Consider the following 16045-nt stretch of genomic DNA (forward strand, 5'->3'; position numbering starts at 1 on the left):
TCCATAATTAATACTCAATAAAAAAGAGCTAGCTATGGATAAACAAAAAGCAATTTCAGTCTTAAAAGCAAAACTACAAGAAATTCCCAAGCTAGAGAAATGTAGCACTAGTGATGCTCGGGAATTTACTAAATGGAAAAATAGTACTCATAACGTCTTAAAAAATATATTTGGGATGGGTTCAAGTCATTCTGTAAAGTTCTACAATATATTTACTATTGGTAGAAAGAAATACTCTCAAACTTCTAAGATATCCGTTGTTGTCAATCAAATATCATGTTTAAAAGATGCCAAAGAATTGCTTGAGATATGTATTGAAGAGATTGACCATTTTTGGGACGAAAAATCAGAAGTAATTAAAAAGGAAGACATGCAAGTGGACGATAAAATATTTATAAGCCATGCAGCAAAAGATAAAGCACTTGTCGACAAATTGGTTGACCTTCTAAGTACCGCATTAAACATAACCTCAGACAAAATATTTTGCACATCTATTGCTGGCTTAGGAATAGATTCAGGTGAAAACTTTCTTACTAGAATTAAATCTGAAATAGAAAATCCAAAAGTAGCAATAGCCTTTATCACCCCGAATTATTTGAGAAGTCAGTTTTGCCTATGTGAGTGGGGAGCAATTTGGGCTATGTCCCATGAACAAATTGCTTTGCGAATTCCAAATTTACAATTTGATGATTTATCTGCTGTGATTTCAAGCTCTCAACTATCTAACATTACGGATATAGGCGATATGGGTAATGTCGCAGACAAACTTAAGAAAGTAATGGGATTGGAATTTATGACTTCCCGTTGGTCAACTAAATTGGATATTTTTATCTCTGACATACAAAAGATACTTAATGAAAATCCGATACAAGAATTAGTAACTGAGGATAAATATTTTGAACTAAAAACAAAACTTGCTGAATATAAAATAGAGCTAACTGAATGCTTTAAAGAAATTGACCAAAAGAACATTCAAATAAATGAGTTAAAAAAGTTAAAAGATAAGGATGAAGTTTCCCAGATTGAAGCAAAACGGCTTCCCGAAGAACAGAAATTTAAACAACTTTGTAGTATAGTAAAAGAGAGCTTAGCAGACTTTCCTACTATTGTAGATGATACATTATTCTGTGACACCAAGGGGACTGAAAGAAGATGGAAACCTAGCGAAGATTATAGAGAAGACTGGGAAGAAGCAATAGACAACGGATTTGTTTGTGAAGGTGGAGATGGTTTAGTCCCAGATTCAAGCAATCCCCAAATATGCATAGCCCAAGAAGCTATCGCAACACTCGCTGAATTTATGGAAAATTGTGGTCCAGAGTTTATTGACTCCTATGAAGATCAAAATCAGCATCAATTTTCTTTAAGAGTCAGACCTTTTTGGACTGAAAATTTTTAAAATTAAATGGAAAAGGCCCGCCGGGAGGCGGGCTTGATTCTTTAAAAAAGTTTTGTTTGTACTGAGCTTTCACTATTACTACCAGCGTGGTAATGGACGTATCCAATAGGACTGCCATAAAGTAAAAAATCATTAACAACAGGTGGTGGTAAAACCATCGGGTGCTCTTCTGCAAAAAGTCTTACGTTGTCCCGCAATTGCATAAGCAACCTTCCAAGGACATTAGCACCCACAAGTTCACCGTTGGAGCTAGGCATTGCACCCCAGAATTTGTCTTTTGTGGAATATTCTACAATAGGAAGGTCGCCTGTTTTAAGAAGTAAGCTTGAAAATTTATTATAGTTTTGCATGAGCTTAACACGTAAGCTCCATTGCATTATTCGTATGTTCACAAGTTCCCAGTCTTTTCTCGTATTAACTCGATACTTTTTCGATTTCATTTTTGCCGTCATAGGGCTTTTTTGAGAGATAATTTCCTGCTGGATCTCACCATAAAAAGGGAACCTGCAAGCCTGATAAAGTGCTTCTGAACTCTTGACATGCACTTCATTAATAACAAGCGGGTATCCTGCCGCCATATTGGATAGACCACCGAATTCCTCGGTGGTCTTCCAAAAAACAATGCAATTGTCGGGCTGGTAAGATCGTATGTTGTTATCTGTCTTCATATTAGTATTAATTCATTAGTCTAGGAAACAATGGATACCAATCACCTTCTGCCCAAAAGACTAAGGGGCAATTGTTAGGGCAATTTCTATAAGTTACTAGCATAGACCCAAATCCAAAAGAGACAAAGCCAATGTTGCCCAGTGGTTTTTGCTGAGGTTTTAGATATGGGGAAGAATTATAAATAGAAACCCCTTTTTTTAAAAACTCTTGTTCTAGCAAGTGTCTTGCTTGTTCTGATGAAAATATATGATTTCTACTTTCATACCCAGAGGGCCTTAGATGTATGTTGTATTTACCTGCGTTTAAGTTTTTAGCATAATTTTCAACTTCAGAAGTTTCAGGGATACATGTTGGTCTTAAAACATCACATGTAGATGAATAAGATTTTCTGTCTTCATAAGTATCAAAAGTTCCCCATCTTAGACTTACATTTTTACCATTTTCTCTAGCACAGTCAAAAATTTTGCCTTTACTACTAAATTTACCATATGAATGGTCTGCTAATAAAGCAATATCAATACTTGACTCTTGGGGCGCATAATTAGAAATCCAGTAGCATAAATCCTCTTTTATGCGTCCACCTGAAAATGAAATGTCATCAATATAAAGGAAATTTTTTTTAAAAGGACTGTCTGAAACATAAGACATATCAATTTTTGATTTAATTTCATTTCTAATGAGAGATAGGATTATTTTTTGACTCTGACCTTTTTTTTGAACGTCTATAATATTAGTTTGGTTCCAGTAGTGTCTAGATTCTCCTTGGACTAACTTTGGATGGTCAACGATATCTCTAAATTTTTGTTCGAAAGTTGTTTTGCTTATATACGTTTTATCAAGAACGTAATCTAACTCTTTTAAAATTGGTACTCTCAGTTCGTTTTCAAACTGATTAATCCAACGTTCTACATGTGCTGCGTTAGGTTCTGGAATCCAAAAATGCCCAGCATTTCGTTCGTCTACTCTGTAGTCACTTATAGTCTCAGCAATTGACTCAATTAAATCATTTTTATTTGGCAACTCCCCACCTCCAAATTTAATTATATGAATAAAAGAATAAAGGTGGAAATAATACCAAGCTTAAGTTTTGTAAATGCGCTTATTATAATTTAGTCACTATTCCCCCTGAATACTCTTAACCCCCTGCCCCATCTTAGCCAGCAAACACCCCTCAGCCTTACACTTATGATACCGAACCTTTATCCCCCCATCCCACTTGGGCGATGAAGTAACCGGAATCCGCACGGCCTAGCGAAAGTGAGATCATATGATCTCACGTCATATCATTTTGCTTGAATATCGCCCCTGCATAATTTAGATTAGAGCAAACAAACATGGATAGGTTATAAGATGACACCGACACCAGCAATTGACCGCCTCATTGATGATATCCGCCTCAGGATGACAAGAGGAAGGTTAAGCGAATTTGAAGTTGCTATGTATACCAAAAGGGCCAAGCAGTTGATTACTACTGATCCGGCGCGTGGCTTTTGCTCTTTAGGAATGCTTGCAGCAGAGCGTGGCAATGAAGAAGAAGCCCGCAAAAATCACATGAAATCGTTGGAAGTTTCAAGCAACGACCCACGCCTTCAGTTCAACTACGCTTGTTCTTTGGGTATTCTTGGATTTCATGAAGAAGCCATTGAGATAGTTCTTGAAGTGATAAAATCTGAAGAGAGTAACCTTGAATTTTTAAATGATATCATTTGGTTAACTTATGAAACTAATGATGATCGTTTGCCTTATCTCCTTGACCTTTGGAAAGAAAGGACACAGGGAGAACAGCATCCTGTTGTTGAAGAGATAGAAGACGCGGAAGACGTTAGAGCTGCACTTGATTCAGTAAAAGTTGAAGGTACTGTTAGCTGGGAACAGATCAAAACCGAATGCAACTTGCAGTAGTATGTACGAAATTTCTTTTACCAAAAGTGCTCAAAAACAATTTTGCAAGTTACCTTCCAGCGTACAAAGTCAACTTCAACCAGTAATTGAAGGGCTTAAAACAAATCCCCGCCCACATGGATACACAAAATTAAGTGGTCAACTTTCCGGTTTTTTCCGTGTTCGATCAGGATCGTACCGGATCATTTATTCAATTGATGATGGAAAGCTAGTAGTCATGCTTCTTAAAATCGGAAATCGAAAAGAAATTTACAAGAAATAATCCCGAAACCCCGCCCCGGCGGGGTTCTCCTATTCCCCCTGAATACTCTTAACCCCCTGCCCCATCTTAGCCAGCAAGCACCCATCATTCTTACACTTATGATACCGAACCTTTATCCCCCCCTCCCACTTGGGCGATGAAGTAACCGGAATCCGCACGGCCCCGCACCAAGGCAAACCTTGACAACCCACCTCAAGGATATACAATACAAGCATGCAGTTTGAATATGACGAGAACAAAAACCGTACAAATCTAGAAAAACACGGGATTGATTTTGAATTCATCAAAGCCTTATGGGGTGATCCAAAAGCTTTGATTCTGGATGCCAAATCCACCACGGAACCACGAAAAATGGGGATCGGCAAAATTCAAGACAAATGCTATTCGGTTATTTTCATGATCCGAAGCCGTAACGTGAGAATAATTTCGGCAAGACCTGCAAGCAAAAAAGAGAGGGCATTCTATGAAAACAACAGCAGATAACCTTGAACAAAAATTTGATGACGGGGAAGAAGTCCTTGATTTCTTTGACCTTGATTCTGCTAACCGTTTAAATACGGAAAACAAGCGCGTAAACGTAGATTTTCCCGCATGGATGGTAATAGCTCTGGACCGCGAAGCAAAGCGGCTAGGCATTAACAGACAGGCAGTAATCAAAACATGGATTGCAAACCGCATTGACCACGGTCATTCACCAGACGCATAATAACCCCGCCCCGGCGGGGTTTTCTATTCCCCCTGAATACTCTTAACCCCCTGCCCCATCTTAGCCAGCAAACACCCCTCAGCCTTACACTTATGATACCGAACCTTTATCCCCCCATCCCACTTGGGCGATGAAGTAACCGGAATCCGCACGGCCCCGCACCACGGACACACCGCGCCATCCTTGGGGCTGTATGTTACGCCCTGTTTCGCTTTAGCCAGTGCCGCAGCAATCAACTTAGCTGACATCTTATCTCCCGTTGGTGTATGGGTTGGTGGTACGTTTAGGAGCCTGCTTTCTGGGCTTGGCGGTTCCTTTCTTCTTGATGGACTTCACGTTCAGCAGGTCCGCAGCCGCTAAGTTGTACCCGGCGATATCCCATGCATGATTCGGCCTTCCTTTGGGGCATTCCCAAAAGCCTTTTTCATTCACATATTCGGCAGTCATTTCCCGCGCCCATGCATCCGACACTTCACTATGCAGGTGATACGCGCCCGGATCAGCCGGGTTGATTTCCAGCCGATTGGAAAGCGAGTTCTTGTAATGGGTCACGTTCAGGCGCAGCAGCTTCAAACCGCCGGGAATCGGCTTGTTTGATCCGGGGTAGGTATCAAGCTGGGTATAGGCAAACGGGCGCGCCATAGTCTGCTCTCCCTTAATGGGCAGAATACGGCCCCGGTTCATGCGGCAGAAATCATAAACTTCATCGGTGCGATGCCCCATTGCATCTATCAGGGCCAGCCGGACAAGATAGGGGTTGCCCTGCGAATCCTTGTACTCGCGGTCCCAAAGGACTTCGGCGAGAGCTTCAAAGCTATCCACCTCACCATCAGCAACCAGCCACGATTCATTGATCATGCCGTAACCCCATGCCCGGATTTCATAGGGGAAATATCCACCCCGCCCGGACTGCGTATCAATGGCGGCAGTCATACACGAAACCACATCCCCGCCGGGAACCAGCAGGCGCGGGCGGTCATCTTTCAATGCCAGGATTTTAGCTTCACTGCGTTCCTGCTGATAGTTCACCCACGGTTCCGCTTTGTGGGAGTTCATGAAGTCCTTTAACTTTTCCTTCCAATCCGGGTTCAAGCTAGACTTCTGACCGCGCAGAAAAGCGGCGGCAACTTCGGAAAGCGACACGAAACGCGACAGCCAGCTAGGAATATGGAATCCTATTTTCTTGGGGCGATAGGTCTTAAGGTAGGTTTTAATGTCGATGCCCGTTACCCGGTCAAACCATCCGCCAAGCCCTACGGCTTTATCGCGGATTCCATCATCCCACTTGCAGCCCATGTTCGGGCATTCATACGCCGCCAGCTTTTCGGATTCGACAGTTTCAGCGTACAATGAAGGGTCCATGCCTTCACGATCCGGGTACTTGATTTGGTCAAAATCAATTTCATGCTCATGCCCGCAGATAGGACAGCGCACCTTGTAGCCGAATACGACCTGCGCTTCATTGTTCAGGGCAACCCAGATAGGGCCGCTTTCCGTGGTGGGTGATGAAATTTTCAAAAACTTGCGGTTGCGATAGGTACGCCCGCGCTTTTCACCGAGGCTTTGCGGATCGGCTTCCTTTTTGTTTGATGTGGTCGGAAACTTATCCACTTCATCAAAGAGAATATACCGGGCAGGTTTGGAAGCCAGCCGGGAAGCAGAATGCGCCCAGCCCATATAAATCGGCATATGCCGCAAGTTGATACGGAGCGACCCTTCATCGTCCGTGGAACCCGTGAGATATTGCGTAAGCTGGGGGGAAGACTTGAACAGCGGCTGAATACGGTCCCGGCTTGCATCTTGAGCGGCGATTTTATCAGGATAAATAATCATCGCTGGCCCCGGTTCCCGATCAACGGCATAGCCCAGCGCATTAAGCAGCACTTCGGTTTTCCCGACCTGCGGAGCGGCGCAGACTATGACGGTCTGCACGCTGCTGAAAAACAGGCTGTCCATTACATCCACCAGATACGGAGTTACGTCATTGCGCCACGGTCCCGGCAAAGAGCTTGATTCCGGCACAAGCATGCGGTGGGCTTCGGCCCATTTGCTGACGGCGGTCTTTTTGCGCTTGCGCAGAATCTGTTTTTCACCCTTGCTGAATTCGAAGGTGTATTTCGTGCCGGTCATTTCCTGCGGCAGTGAAAAACGATCCACCGAAACCGGGACGGGACTTGCGACCAGCTTTTTAACTATCGCCCTAGCTTCCACTTGAGAACTCCACGGTTATTTCATCAGTGCGCGCAAATTCACTAAAGAGTGCGTCCAGTTCATCGTTGACCATCTGGATAAATGTGTCTTCACGTTCCACTTTTCCATCCACGGCGAAGATCAGGTCGCGGGCTTTCATGAGGAACAGCTGGCGAAGGCCCGTATCAAGCACGGCGGTTTTCCCCGCCATAATCATTTCTACATTTTCACGATCAATGAGCTTGCCGAGTTCCTTGTTTAATTTCAGTCGCTTAAGTTCGGCTTCGCATTCCTTGTCTTTAGCCTTGGCTTCCTGAAATCGTTTCGCGGAATCCCCGGTCAAACCTTCATCGTCCGGCTGATCCGCTCCCGCAACCTGCCCAATGGGAACCCAGCCAAGCTGCTGGGCAACTTCGCAAATATCGTCTTCGTAGTACTTGCCGTTCAGCGGCGGCACTTGTTTGCCTTTGCCCACGTAATTGAAGAAGGTCCGGCGCGAAATCTGCCAGCGGACTTTGCCAAATTTCTCCCAAGCCTGATTTATGGATTTGTAAAATTTATCAGCCATTTAAGTAGCACCTGAATTAGAAGTAATAACACGATTGATGCAGCTTGTGCAGTGTGCATATTTTTTAAAACTTTCCGTGTGCAAAAGACTCGGAGTCAGCGTTACCCGTGATTCATGGATCGCTGGGGAGGACCCAAAGGCAACCGCCCTTCGACTAACCGCTTCGGCTTCTCATCTTCCACCAGCGGTAGCCGATCCATGTGGAGCAAGGCGATAAGCGGCGCGGCTTTTTCATACAGCCCCCACATTTGCCAGAGGGTTTCGAAGTTCGCCTTACCCCATGCTTCGTCAATGATGACGACCAGCTCACCGACCATGTTCCGCTTAAGCTTGAAGCCCGTGCGGTGTTCCCGCAGCATGTTGCCTAATGTTTTCATGGCCTCATGCCCTGCTTCATAGGTCTGCCAATCCTGATTGAATACTTCCTCGGATACCGGAAGAACTCCTTCCTTCAAGCATAACCGCTTGAATTTACTGTAAGGTGTTTCCGGTTCGGGTTTCCTGTACTTGTCTTTTAGTTTTGCTAATGCGTTCATATTGGTACTGTGTCCGGGGTTCTGTCCGCGTTAACTGACGACTAAAGCCATTGAAACTATTGCTATTTTTCTTTTCTGTCTGGGTTGTCCATGTACCGGAGATAAAAACCAAATTCTCACGGCCTCGCGTGTACGCACGCACCCACACGCACATATAGAGCACTTTTGCCGATAGACATGGACGACCCGGACGGCATGGACGAGGGCTTTATTTACAAGCACTGACAAGCGTAGACACGCGGACCGCGTTGTACCAACCACGTGGACGGCTTCACCGGGGGAAGCACATTTCGCACATGTATTGATTTGCCCGGCGGGTAAGGCGTGGCTACGCCGCAGGTCATTAGAAGGGGGTGCGGGGGAAACAGAGCAGACCGCGCCCGGATATATGCCAGTAAAGAAGCTCATTACGCTTTCAACTCAAATCTGGTTTTAATGCCCGCAATCATGCGGCAACGCTTCCCGTTGATGCTAGGCCGTGTCTCCTTCAAGGTCTTCACAGCGGCGTACAGCTCACGGAAGAAGTTTTCCTTATGCATGGCCTGATAGCCGTTTTCGGAACTGTATTCGCGGTATGACTTATAGAGTGAGTCTTTAGACTGCTTCGCGCCGTCCTCAAGTTCACATTTATCTTCCACGAAAGCCTGAACGGGGTTGTTAAGCCGCCTGTAGTCCATGAGCAGTTCCCGCGTTTCGTCGCAGCTGGTGAACTTGCCTTGCTCATAAAGACGATGCAGCCCGACCAAAGCCCAATGGAAGATTTCGGAAAGCTCATGCTCCACGAGTTCTTCAAAAAGGTGCGGGTTGCGGTCAGGATCGTCTTCAAGAAACTGCTTCTTGAACTCAATGGGCAGCATGCGCCGGAAAAAGCCGTCCGTGTTATCCAGAACGCGGGGCAGCTTGTTAGCGGCGAAGGCCAGCTTGCAGAACGGTGAGAATTCAAAGCTGTCCTTATGCTTGAACGCGCCCTGAATGGCATCACCGGAAACAACGGCCTTAAAGATGGGTGTTTCCATTGCCGCCGATCCGATTTCCGTGGAGATGTTCAGCAGCTTGTTATAGAGGCTGGCCCGGCGGAACTGGTCTTCCAAATCCTGAAAGGCCACCGCCGAGCAGTTTGCAGGTGACACAAGTTCACGCAGAACTTTAAGAAGTGTCGATTTACCATCCGAACCGGGACCGAGCAGCAACAGGCACTTTTCAAAGCGCGTATCGCGGGTAAGACATAACCCCGCGAATTCCTGAAGCTGGGCTATGGGTTCCGGGGTCTGGACGGTCTGTTCCAGAAACTTCAACCAGCGGTCACAGCGGGCTTCGGATTCCGGGTTGAAAGACGCGCCTAGACAAATGGTGGAAAAATAATCGTGCTGGTGCGGCTTAAGTTCCAGCGTCTTAAGATTGAGCATGCCGTTTTGCAGGCAAACCCAGCCGTCACGGTCATTGACCGCGCGCCCGTGAGGAAGATTACCGAGAGTGATAGCCAAAGACGTTGCATCATTCACACGGGCGGTTGTGGCCTCGATGCCGAGATAGTGAGTAGCCGACTGTTGAAGCGTTCCGCGCGTAATCTGTTCCCAGTATTTGCCGTTCCAATGGTAGAGCAGCCCGGTTACATCATCAGCAAGCAAGGGCTGGTCGCGTAGAAGCTGATCAGCAAGCAAGCGCGGCTTGAATTTTCCGTCATAAAAGAAAGCCCACTCGCTACCGCCTTCAAACTCTTTAGGCGGTTCAATCTTGCGCGCCTTGGCGATAAGGTCTTGAAAGTCCGCCGCAGTCTTGCCGAACTCCATAAAGAAGTCTGTAAGGTCGCGACCGTCCTTTTCGGGCCAACTTCCATCCGGCTCCCGGCCCATGAAGTCGGGCCACTCAATGACGCGCAGGGAACGCGCCACAGGAAGCAAGGCGCGGATAGCTTTTTCCGCATGAGCTTGCCCCGGCTGGTCGGCATCATAAGCTATGATTACGTCACGGCCCACAAACGGCTCTAAATGCTCTTGTGACCATTGAGTAGTTTTAGATGTTTGGGTTACGGTTGCGAAGCCGAAGGACTCACCGCAAAGCATGTCCGGTTCACCTTCGCACAAGACTATCGGCCCGGTCTTGGCAATCATGGACGGAGCAGGAAACAAACGGGCATTACCGTATCCCCTACCCCATGAAATGATTTTGCTCTTAAGATTGGTTCCGGGCTTACGATAAAGCCGAATATTACGAAGCTGGCCTTGCACGTCCCGGATCGGGATAGCAACGCGCATAGGCGCGCCATTAATGGGCTTGATATTTTCGTCCCGGTCCCGGTAGCACATCTGCATGCGCAGGTCGTGCCGCTTGATAACTTCCGGCGACCAACCACGCACCTTTTGAAACAGGGCAAACCAATCATCAGGCAATAGGGCCATGCGGCCCCATACGCTTTCAGGAATGACCGGAGTCCTACTGCCCTTCCCTTCCTTACGCTTCTGCTGAACTGTCTTTCGTGGCTTGGGTGCATCCTTTACGCCTTGCCCGTACTTTTCCTTGAAGCTTTTGAAGGCTTCATCATTTGCAAGGCCATTAACAAGCCCATAAAGCTTGATCAGGTCGCCGCAATCGGTACACCCGGCAAGGCACTTGAAATAGTCCTCTTCGAAATTGTAGCCAAAGGACGGATTATCATCAGCATGAAACGGGCATTTGCCGTTCAGCCATTTCCCTTCTTCCTTTGCATCCTCAAACAATGAACGCGCTATGGTCTTGCGTTCATCTTCGGAAAGATTTGTTCCGGCCCAGCCCATCGTTAACCCTTTACAAGATATTTAATACCGTTGCGCCAGAACAGAGCCGATGAAATCAATTCCATGATTTCTTTATCGAACTCCGCGAACTCTTGAGCCGTAATTTTGCCATCTTCCATTATGGCGGCAAACTTGACCACCGCGTCACTGAATTCTTTAGTGGTGCGGTTCATATCGTCTTCAAGGGAGTCCGAAAAAATACCCGCATCAGGAAGCGGAACAACAACCATATTCATCTGCTGGGCAATGGCTTCAAGCGGGGCCACTGATCCACATGTTTTCATGAGTGGAACGAGGTCCAGAACGCCCATTTTCGCGGTGGAATCTTCGGGGTTCAGTTCCTTGTATAAGGTCCAGTGGCTTTTGGTGGAACCGAAGGTCTGTTCGGTTATGACTTCCACCGACATATTATGATGCCGTAACACCATATTTTGGATTTCTACGGCTACGCTTTTGCGTTCGTCTTTCATTGTTTACTCCGGTTCCAAAGAGGGCTGCTATCTGTAGTAGATAGGCTATCTTTGTGGTGCTACTATTCAGTTAATGTGGTTGATTCGATCTTTGACATTGCCCTTCGGAGCCTCCTTCTGATATTCAATCAAACAACAAATAAACATTAACCTTTATCAGAAGGAGGACGCATGTCCGAAGAGTCTAAAAAGGCTATCCTCAGTTCTTATGGAAAAGTTGATTCTAAAGTAGCCTTTAATGATGCATATAAAATTGCATATGAGTACGCGAAATCTGGCGGTGCTGAAGCAGATAAAATTCCGCAACTAATTGAAGAACTCACGCATCTATTTGTCACTGGCGAACTGCTAAGACGATAGATTTAAAGATCGTAGCTATCGAAAGCACACGCAATACCGCAGTAGTTCATTGCAGCTTCAAGAGCTTTAGGTTTTGCAAGCCCAAGTTCCATAAAAGCACCAACGTACCCCTGAACTTGCGTTTTCAAGTGTTTGGCTTCTGAATGCATTGTCTGCGGTTCCATATCTTCCGGCTGGCCTTTGGATTCACTTTCAAAGGCCAGCCCTTCTGCCTTCGCTTTCAACAGAGCGATTTTGAATCGTTTTGAAAGCGTATCCACGGACATTTTCAGCACTGCCAGTTCTTCCGACATTTCTTGAAGCTCTTGTTCTGTCATTCTTTCGCTCCTTATTTTTTCGGCTACTATTCATTGTAGCCAATTAACGGACATGAATTAGGTGGTTCAAGTCCGCTATTAGTGCGCTTTTTGTGGTGGCAAAGGGAACTTCTCAGGGTAGGCGATGTGCTGAGCCAGACGGACAACAGTGGAATCAGCCCGCAATGTCGATTTGATACGACGGTATGATGCTGGGTGGATTGATAGCGCGCTGGCTACGTTTGCTTTGCTTAGTTTTTGCTCTAGTTCGGTGACTAAGTCTTTTGAGAATGGTTCGCTTCATGTTGACGAACTAGAGCAAATGGCGCCATAAGAACAAGAGCAATTTTAAAACTTACGACATATATCAATATGATCTATTTAAAGTCTTATGAACGCAGAACTTTTTGAACAAACGGTAGTCGAAGAAATTTGCCGAATCGCAGAAGAAAACGACATGAACTATAGTCAGCTTGCCAAGGCTGCTTTTGGAGATGCTGAAAAATCTATTACTAGATGGCGGCAAATCAGGCTGCCAAGGAAGAATACAGGAAAGCCTCAATCTCTTGCTGTGGCTGATACTTATAGTTTATGTCAGGGGCTGGGGATTGATTTTGGGGCTTTGATGTTTATGGCTGGAGAACGGTTTAAAATAAATCAAGCCAAGATCGCGAGTGAACGGAAAAAGTTGGCTTAAGCATTGTTTTTTCTAATGGGCATGAACTACGTCTAGTAGTGACAGCGTTATTGAAAAACACTTATCGACTTATCTGAGTTCATTTTTTTTACCCTTAATTAAAGCACAATAGATGATATATCGCATAAAAAATACCTAACATTAAAATATATTCTTAATTAGACGCAGTAATCTACGAACTATAAACAGAATATTAAAGGTGATTTTACGGGGAGGCAAGATGCAGAAACAAGGGTCATTGTTGGACATTTGTAATCATAATGGAACCAAGAAAAAGACTGCTAAAAGAAACAAGAAGGATTTTTTTGACAAATTCGATCAGGGCACATGTTTAAAGCTCGATCTTCTTGAGAGAAGTGTAAAATCTTGGTTGCCTGTTTTCATTACACAGAATTTTATAGAAGAAATTAATCTTGTAGATTTTTTTGCTGGCGAAGGAAAAGATTCATCTGGCAAGAAAGGAAGTCCTTTAAAGATAATAGATACAATTCAACTTTTCAGTAATTTAATTACAAAACGGGAAAAAGGACTAACAATAAATTTGCACTTCAATGACGATAATCAAGATGCAACTGAAAGGCTTAAAGTTCACTTGAAAAAAATTAAAGATAAGATTCCTGTTTATGTAGATATAATAATAACCAGCAAAACCTATGAAGATCTTTTTGAAGAGATTTTACCTTCACTGAAAAAAAACAATGTTGCCAATTTCTTATTTATTGATCCTTTTGGATTGGCTTTAACTCGAGATCATTTCCAAATAATATCTTCATTAAGAAGAACAGATTTTATTTTATTTACACCAGTTACCAATGTACAACGGTTTTGTGAACAAAATGGATTTAAACAGCATTTCCCAGGCCTTAAGAGGTCTTATTTTGAAGATCCTAAAACCGCACATCGTAAGTTGTGCGAGTATATAAAAATAAATTGGGTGATAGATGAATATTATTTGCATTCTTTTGCTATTCAAAAAGCAAAAGGTCATAGGCATTGCTTAATATTTGGGAGTCGTAACAAATTAGGTGTGTATAAATTCATTGAATCGTGCTGGAAAGAAGACCCTGAAAATGGCGAGTCCAATTTTTCCTTTGAAGGAGATCTTAGAACTGAAGATTGTCCTATGATCCCTGAATTGGCAGGTTCTCAAAAGATTAAAAATTTTCAAGCTTCATTAGACAAATTGATAAGACAACAAGCCATTCTGAGTAATCAAGACATTTTCGATTTTGCATTGAATGCGGGCTTTCATCCTCCGTCATCTCACGTAAAAGATGTTCTAAAAAAACTTAAAAAAGACAAGGTTATAAAGAACAATTTATCTAGATTTGGACTTTCATATAATAGTGTAGACAAGGGTCTTGTAGACCTAGAATTTATCACCTATAGATAGCGCATGGCTATAACGAAAATTGAATGGACTGAAGCTAGCTGGAACCCGATGACTGGCTGTACGAAAATTAGTGCAGGCTGTAAGCACTGCTACGCTGAGCGTATGGCAATGCGGTTGCAAGCCATGAATAGCGAGAATTATTCAAATGGGTTTAAGTTGACTACACATCAACATGCTTTAACTAAACCATTTGAATGGAAAAAACCTCAAATGATTTTTGTGAATTCTATGAGCGACATTTTTCATGAAGAAGCTCCTTTTGAGTTTATAAAAAAAATTTTTGGTACAATGCATATGGCTAATTGGCATACGTATCAACTTCTTACTAAGCGCTCTGGGAGGCTTAAAGAATTGGCACCGCGATTATCGTGGGCAAACAATATTTGGATGGGTGTAACTGTTGAGTCTGCCGATTATAAGCATCGAATAGATAATTTAAAATCAACTTCTGCTAAGACTAAATTTCTTTCTTTGGAACCATTATTAGGGCCAATTGGGACATTGGATTTAGAAGGAATTGATTGGGTTATAGTAGGAGGTGAGTCTGGTCCTAATTCACGTCCTATGGAAGAAGACTGGGTTATTGATATTAAAAAACAGTGTTTAGCTCAGAATACCCATTTCTTTTTTAAGCAATGGGGTGGCAAAAACAAGAAAAAAGCTGGACGTTTGCTGCAAGGGACGACTTGGGATCAAATGCCGACTCCTGTAGCCGCTATTTAACCTTTTGATTAATCAAGCCCTGCTTTTGTAGGGCTTTTTTGTTTTTTTTATGTTTTCGACTTAAAAGCGATAGCGCAATTTGCGCTACTTTTTTATTTACAGCTAGTGCAATTTACACCACCACTGATTTCAGCACAGCAACCCACCACCCCAAAAGCTCCGAGATAATGAGCCAGACAAAAGATAGGCGGCTACAATTACGAAATTGACGAACAGGGCCAGCTTTTCAGCACGGTGGATTATCCGGGCTACGGCATCGGCTACCAGATCAAGCCAGTAAAAGCATATAAAGATTGCCGCCCAAGCTACAAGCTACGCCGGAAAGGGGAAACTATCACCCTACGCGCAGACTTCCTTGTAGAGCAATACTTCGAAGCCCCGACCAACTTTGATTCCAAATGGTTCTGGCGCACCCGCAAGGCAGCAGAAATTCATAACGAAGAATTACGCTTCGCCTTCCTGAAAGCCAAAGGAGAAAACACAGACCAATCAACGCGCCGGAAGCTGGAGCCAACCAAGATCAACTCCAAGTACAACCACATCCCGTGGGCCAATGATTTCGAACTGCAGGAATGCTCTCGTATCGGGGAAGACTACTCTGCCGCAATCGGCGGTGACGCACGCGATGCTTCCATGTGTCCGTTCAGGTATTAAAATGAAGCATACAATCTCAATCGTCTTCACCCACCATGGCAAACAAGTAGGAATCTTGGAATCCGTCACGGGTTCGAGCTATTCAGACTGCCTTACAAGAGCGCGCGGACATGCCGAGAAAACAGCCGCACGGCTTTTATGTGATTCAAAGTCAGACGGCGCGGTAAACGTCTGTGAAGCCGGGAAAGAACAAGGCCCCCTGCTTTGGTCTAGTCGGATTCTTCCGGCTTATGATGATCCGTACAAGGCTTTCAATTGAGACAGATAAAGATAGAGGGACCAAACATGCCAGAGACAGACGACCAAGCACCAGACATAGACCTCACCTGCCTAAACTATAAGGAATTGGCAGAGAAGCTAAAGCTGGACTTTAAAACCCTCCGCTCACGATGGAAGAACTACCCCCATTTCTTTGTAACCCCTAATGGCTGGCAAAAACCCCGGCT

Annotated in this window: 20 protein-coding genes; 11 read left to right on the forward strand and 9 right to left on the reverse strand. The window is 44.4% G+C overall.

Going from position 1 to position 16045, the window contains the following annotated elements; all coding sequences use genetic code 11:
* The first annotated feature begins 34 nt into the window (after nt 1-34).
* Nucleotides 35-1399, forward strand: coding sequence for a toll/interleukin-1 receptor domain-containing protein (locus ACNI29_RS18485; RefSeq protein WP_419779836.1), 1365 nt, complete (start codon nt 35-37; stop codon nt 1397-1399).
* Nucleotides 1400-1440: 41 nt separating this feature from the next.
* Here ACNI29_RS18485 and ACNI29_RS18490 read toward each other — a convergent pair whose 3' ends face one another.
* The gene (locus tag ACNI29_RS18490) at nt 1441-2067 is read right to left on the reverse strand and encodes an NADAR family anti-phage protein (protein WP_419779837.1); all 627 of its coding nucleotides are present in this window, start codon (nt 2065-2067) and stop codon (nt 1441-1443) included.
* A gap of 7 nt (nt 2068-2074) precedes the next feature.
* Complete coding sequence (locus ACNI29_RS18495) at nt 2075-3088, reverse strand: phosphoribosyltransferase-like anti-phage protein (protein WP_419779838.1); 1014 nt, start codon at nt 3086-3088, stop codon at nt 2075-2077.
* A 330-nt stretch (nt 3089-3418) separates the two neighbouring features.
* Between ACNI29_RS18495 and ACNI29_RS18500 the strand changes: the two genes are divergently transcribed.
* The 4 genes from ACNI29_RS18500 (at nt 3419) to brnA (ending at nt 4938) form a co-directional block, all read left to right on the forward strand.
* A complete protein-coding gene (locus tag ACNI29_RS18500; RefSeq protein ID WP_419779839.1) occupies nt 3419-3970 on the forward strand; it encodes a hypothetical protein in 552 nt (183 codons plus the stop codon).
* Nucleotide 3971: 1 nt separating this feature from the next.
* On the forward strand, nt 3972-4232 hold the full coding sequence (locus ACNI29_RS18505; protein ID WP_419779840.1) for a type II toxin-antitoxin system RelE family toxin: 261 nt from the start codon (nt 3972-3974) through the stop codon (nt 4230-4232).
* A gap of 213 nt (nt 4233-4445) precedes the next feature.
* On the forward strand, nt 4446-4715 hold the full coding sequence (locus tag ACNI29_RS18510) for a BrnT family toxin (protein ID WP_419779841.1): 270 nt from the start codon (nt 4446-4448) through the stop codon (nt 4713-4715).
* Nucleotides 4696-4938 carry a type II toxin-antitoxin system BrnA family antitoxin gene (brnA, locus tag ACNI29_RS18515; protein ID WP_419779842.1) on the forward strand — a complete coding sequence of 81 codons (243 nt, stop codon included), beginning with the start codon at nt 4696-4698 and terminating at the stop codon, nt 4936-4938. The genes ACNI29_RS18510 and brnA overlap by 20 nt, the downstream gene beginning before the upstream one ends.
* A gap of 23 nt (nt 4939-4961) precedes the next feature.
* Here the strand turns inward: brnA and ACNI29_RS18520 are convergent, their stop codons facing one another.
* From ACNI29_RS18520 to ACNI29_RS18545, 6 genes are all read right to left on the reverse strand, one after another.
* Nucleotides 4962-5186 carry a transcriptional regulator gene (locus tag ACNI29_RS18520; protein ID WP_320169973.1) on the reverse strand — a complete coding sequence of 75 codons (225 nt, stop codon included), beginning with the start codon at nt 5184-5186 and terminating at the stop codon, nt 4962-4964.
* 1 nt (nt 5187) lies between these two features.
* Nucleotides 5188-7149 (reverse strand): terminase gpA endonuclease subunit, encoded by a 1962-nt coding sequence (locus ACNI29_RS18525; RefSeq protein ID WP_419779844.1) that lies wholly within the window; start codon nt 7147-7149, stop codon nt 5188-5190.
* Nucleotides 7139-7696, reverse strand: coding sequence for a hypothetical protein (locus tag ACNI29_RS18530; RefSeq protein WP_419779845.1), 558 nt, complete (start codon nt 7694-7696; stop codon nt 7139-7141). Before ACNI29_RS18530 ends, ACNI29_RS18525 begins: the two co-directional genes overlap by 11 nt.
* Before the next feature lie 101 nt (nt 7697-7797).
* Entirely contained in the window at nt 7798-8232 is a 435-nt protein-coding gene (locus ACNI29_RS18535) for a hypothetical protein (protein WP_419779846.1), read from the reverse strand.
* Between the two features lie 407 nt (nt 8233-8639).
* On the reverse strand, nt 8640-11006 hold the full coding sequence (locus tag ACNI29_RS18540) for a phage/plasmid primase, P4 family (RefSeq protein WP_419779848.1): 2367 nt from the start codon (nt 11004-11006) through the stop codon (nt 8640-8642).
* Nucleotides 11007-11008: 2 nt separating this feature from the next.
* Nucleotides 11009-11476 (reverse strand): phage regulatory CII family protein, encoded by a 468-nt coding sequence (locus ACNI29_RS18545; RefSeq protein WP_419779849.1) that lies wholly within the window; start codon nt 11474-11476, stop codon nt 11009-11011.
* Nucleotides 11477-11647: 171 nt separating this feature from the next.
* On the opposite strand from ACNI29_RS18545, the gene ACNI29_RS18550 reads away from it, so the two are divergent.
* On the forward strand, nt 11648-11836 hold the full coding sequence (locus ACNI29_RS18550) for a hypothetical protein (protein ID WP_419779850.1): 189 nt from the start codon (nt 11648-11650) through the stop codon (nt 11834-11836).
* Nucleotides 11837-11838: 2 nt separating this feature from the next.
* Here the strand turns inward: ACNI29_RS18550 and ACNI29_RS18555 are convergent, their stop codons facing one another.
* Nucleotides 11839-12153: a hypothetical protein gene (locus ACNI29_RS18555; protein ID WP_419779851.1), complete on the reverse strand. Its 315-nt coding sequence runs from the start codon at nt 12151-12153 to the stop codon at nt 11839-11841.
* 370 nt (nt 12154-12523) lie between these two features.
* On the opposite strand from ACNI29_RS18555, the gene ACNI29_RS18560 reads away from it, so the two are divergent.
* From ACNI29_RS18560 to ACNI29_RS18580, 5 genes are all read left to right on the forward strand, one after another.
* Nucleotides 12524-12829 carry a hypothetical protein gene (locus tag ACNI29_RS18560; protein ID WP_419779852.1) on the forward strand — a complete coding sequence of 102 codons (306 nt, stop codon included), beginning with the start codon at nt 12524-12526 and terminating at the stop codon, nt 12827-12829.
* A 220-nt stretch (nt 12830-13049) separates the two neighbouring features.
* Nucleotides 13050-14222 carry a three-Cys-motif partner protein TcmP gene (gene tcmP / locus ACNI29_RS18565; RefSeq protein ID WP_419779853.1) on the forward strand — a complete coding sequence of 391 codons (1173 nt, stop codon included), beginning with the start codon at nt 13050-13052 and terminating at the stop codon, nt 14220-14222.
* A gap of 3 nt (nt 14223-14225) precedes the next feature.
* Entirely contained in the window at nt 14226-14945 is a 720-nt protein-coding gene (locus ACNI29_RS18570) for a DUF5131 family protein (protein ID WP_419779854.1), read from the forward strand.
* 234 nt (nt 14946-15179) lie between these two features.
* A complete protein-coding gene (locus ACNI29_RS18575; protein WP_419779855.1) occupies nt 15180-15599 on the forward strand; it encodes a hypothetical protein in 420 nt (139 codons plus the stop codon).
* 1 nt (nt 15600) lies between these two features.
* Nucleotides 15601-15858: a hypothetical protein gene (locus ACNI29_RS18580; protein WP_419779856.1), complete on the forward strand. Its 258-nt coding sequence runs from the start codon at nt 15601-15603 to the stop codon at nt 15856-15858.
* Nucleotides 15859-16045: the final 187 nt, after the last annotated feature.

The organism is Maridesulfovibrio spiralis (SeqCode) (genome assembly GCF_048571135.1).
Lineage (GTDB): Bacteria > Desulfobacterota > Desulfovibrionia > Desulfovibrionales > Desulfovibrionaceae > Maridesulfovibrio > Maridesulfovibrio spiralis.

What these genes read in the sequence shown, in the direction of transcription:
- ACNI29_RS18485 (WP_419779836.1), top strand. Translation starts at nt 35, where the DNA reads ATGGATAAACAAAAAGCAATTTCAGTCTTAAAAGCAAAACTACAAGAA.
- ACNI29_RS18490 (WP_419779837.1), bottom strand. Translation starts at nt 2,067, where the DNA reads ATGAAGACAGATAACAACATACGATCTTACCAGCCCGACAATTGCATT.
- ACNI29_RS18500 (WP_419779839.1), top strand. Translation starts at nt 3,419, where the DNA reads ATGACACCGACACCAGCAATTGACCGCCTCATTGATGATATCCGCCTC.
- ACNI29_RS18505 (WP_419779840.1), top strand. Translation starts at nt 3,972, where the DNA reads ATGTACGAAATTTCTTTTACCAAAAGTGCTCAAAAACAATTTTGCAAG.
- ACNI29_RS18510 (WP_419779841.1), top strand. Translation starts at nt 4,446, where the DNA reads ATGCAGTTTGAATATGACGAGAACAAAAACCGTACAAATCTAGAAAAA.
- brnA (WP_419779842.1), top strand. Translation starts at nt 4,696, where the DNA reads ATGAAAACAACAGCAGATAACCTTGAACAAAAATTTGATGACGGGGAA.
- ACNI29_RS18520 (WP_320169973.1), bottom strand. Translation starts at nt 5,186, where the DNA reads ATGTCAGCTAAGTTGATTGCTGCGGCACTGGCTAAAGCGAAACAGGGC.
- ACNI29_RS18530 (WP_419779845.1), bottom strand. Translation starts at nt 7,696, where the DNA reads ATGGCTGATAAATTTTACAAATCCATAAATCAGGCTTGGGAGAAATTT.
- ACNI29_RS18535 (WP_419779846.1), bottom strand. Translation starts at nt 8,232, where the DNA reads ATGAACGCATTAGCAAAACTAAAAGACAAGTACAGGAAACCCGAACCG.
- ACNI29_RS18540 (WP_419779848.1), bottom strand. Translation starts at nt 11,006, where the DNA reads ATGGGCTGGGCCGGAACAAATCTTTCCGAAGATGAACGCAAGACCATA.
- ACNI29_RS18545 (WP_419779849.1), bottom strand. Translation starts at nt 11,476, where the DNA reads ATGAAAGACGAACGCAAAAGCGTAGCCGTAGAAATCCAAAATATGGTG.
- ACNI29_RS18550 (WP_419779850.1), top strand. Translation starts at nt 11,648, where the DNA reads ATGTCCGAAGAGTCTAAAAAGGCTATCCTCAGTTCTTATGGAAAAGTT.
- ACNI29_RS18555 (WP_419779851.1), bottom strand. Translation starts at nt 12,153, where the DNA reads ATGACAGAACAAGAGCTTCAAGAAATGTCGGAAGAACTGGCAGTGCTG.
- ACNI29_RS18560 (WP_419779852.1), top strand. Translation starts at nt 12,524, where the DNA reads ATGAACGCAGAACTTTTTGAACAAACGGTAGTCGAAGAAATTTGCCGA.
- tcmP (WP_419779853.1), top strand. Translation starts at nt 13,050, where the DNA reads ATGCAGAAACAAGGGTCATTGTTGGACATTTGTAATCATAATGGAACC.
- ACNI29_RS18570 (WP_419779854.1), top strand. Translation starts at nt 14,226, where the DNA reads ATGGCTATAACGAAAATTGAATGGACTGAAGCTAGCTGGAACCCGATG.
- ACNI29_RS18580 (WP_419779856.1), top strand. Translation starts at nt 15,601, where the DNA reads ATGAAGCATACAATCTCAATCGTCTTCACCCACCATGGCAAACAAGTA.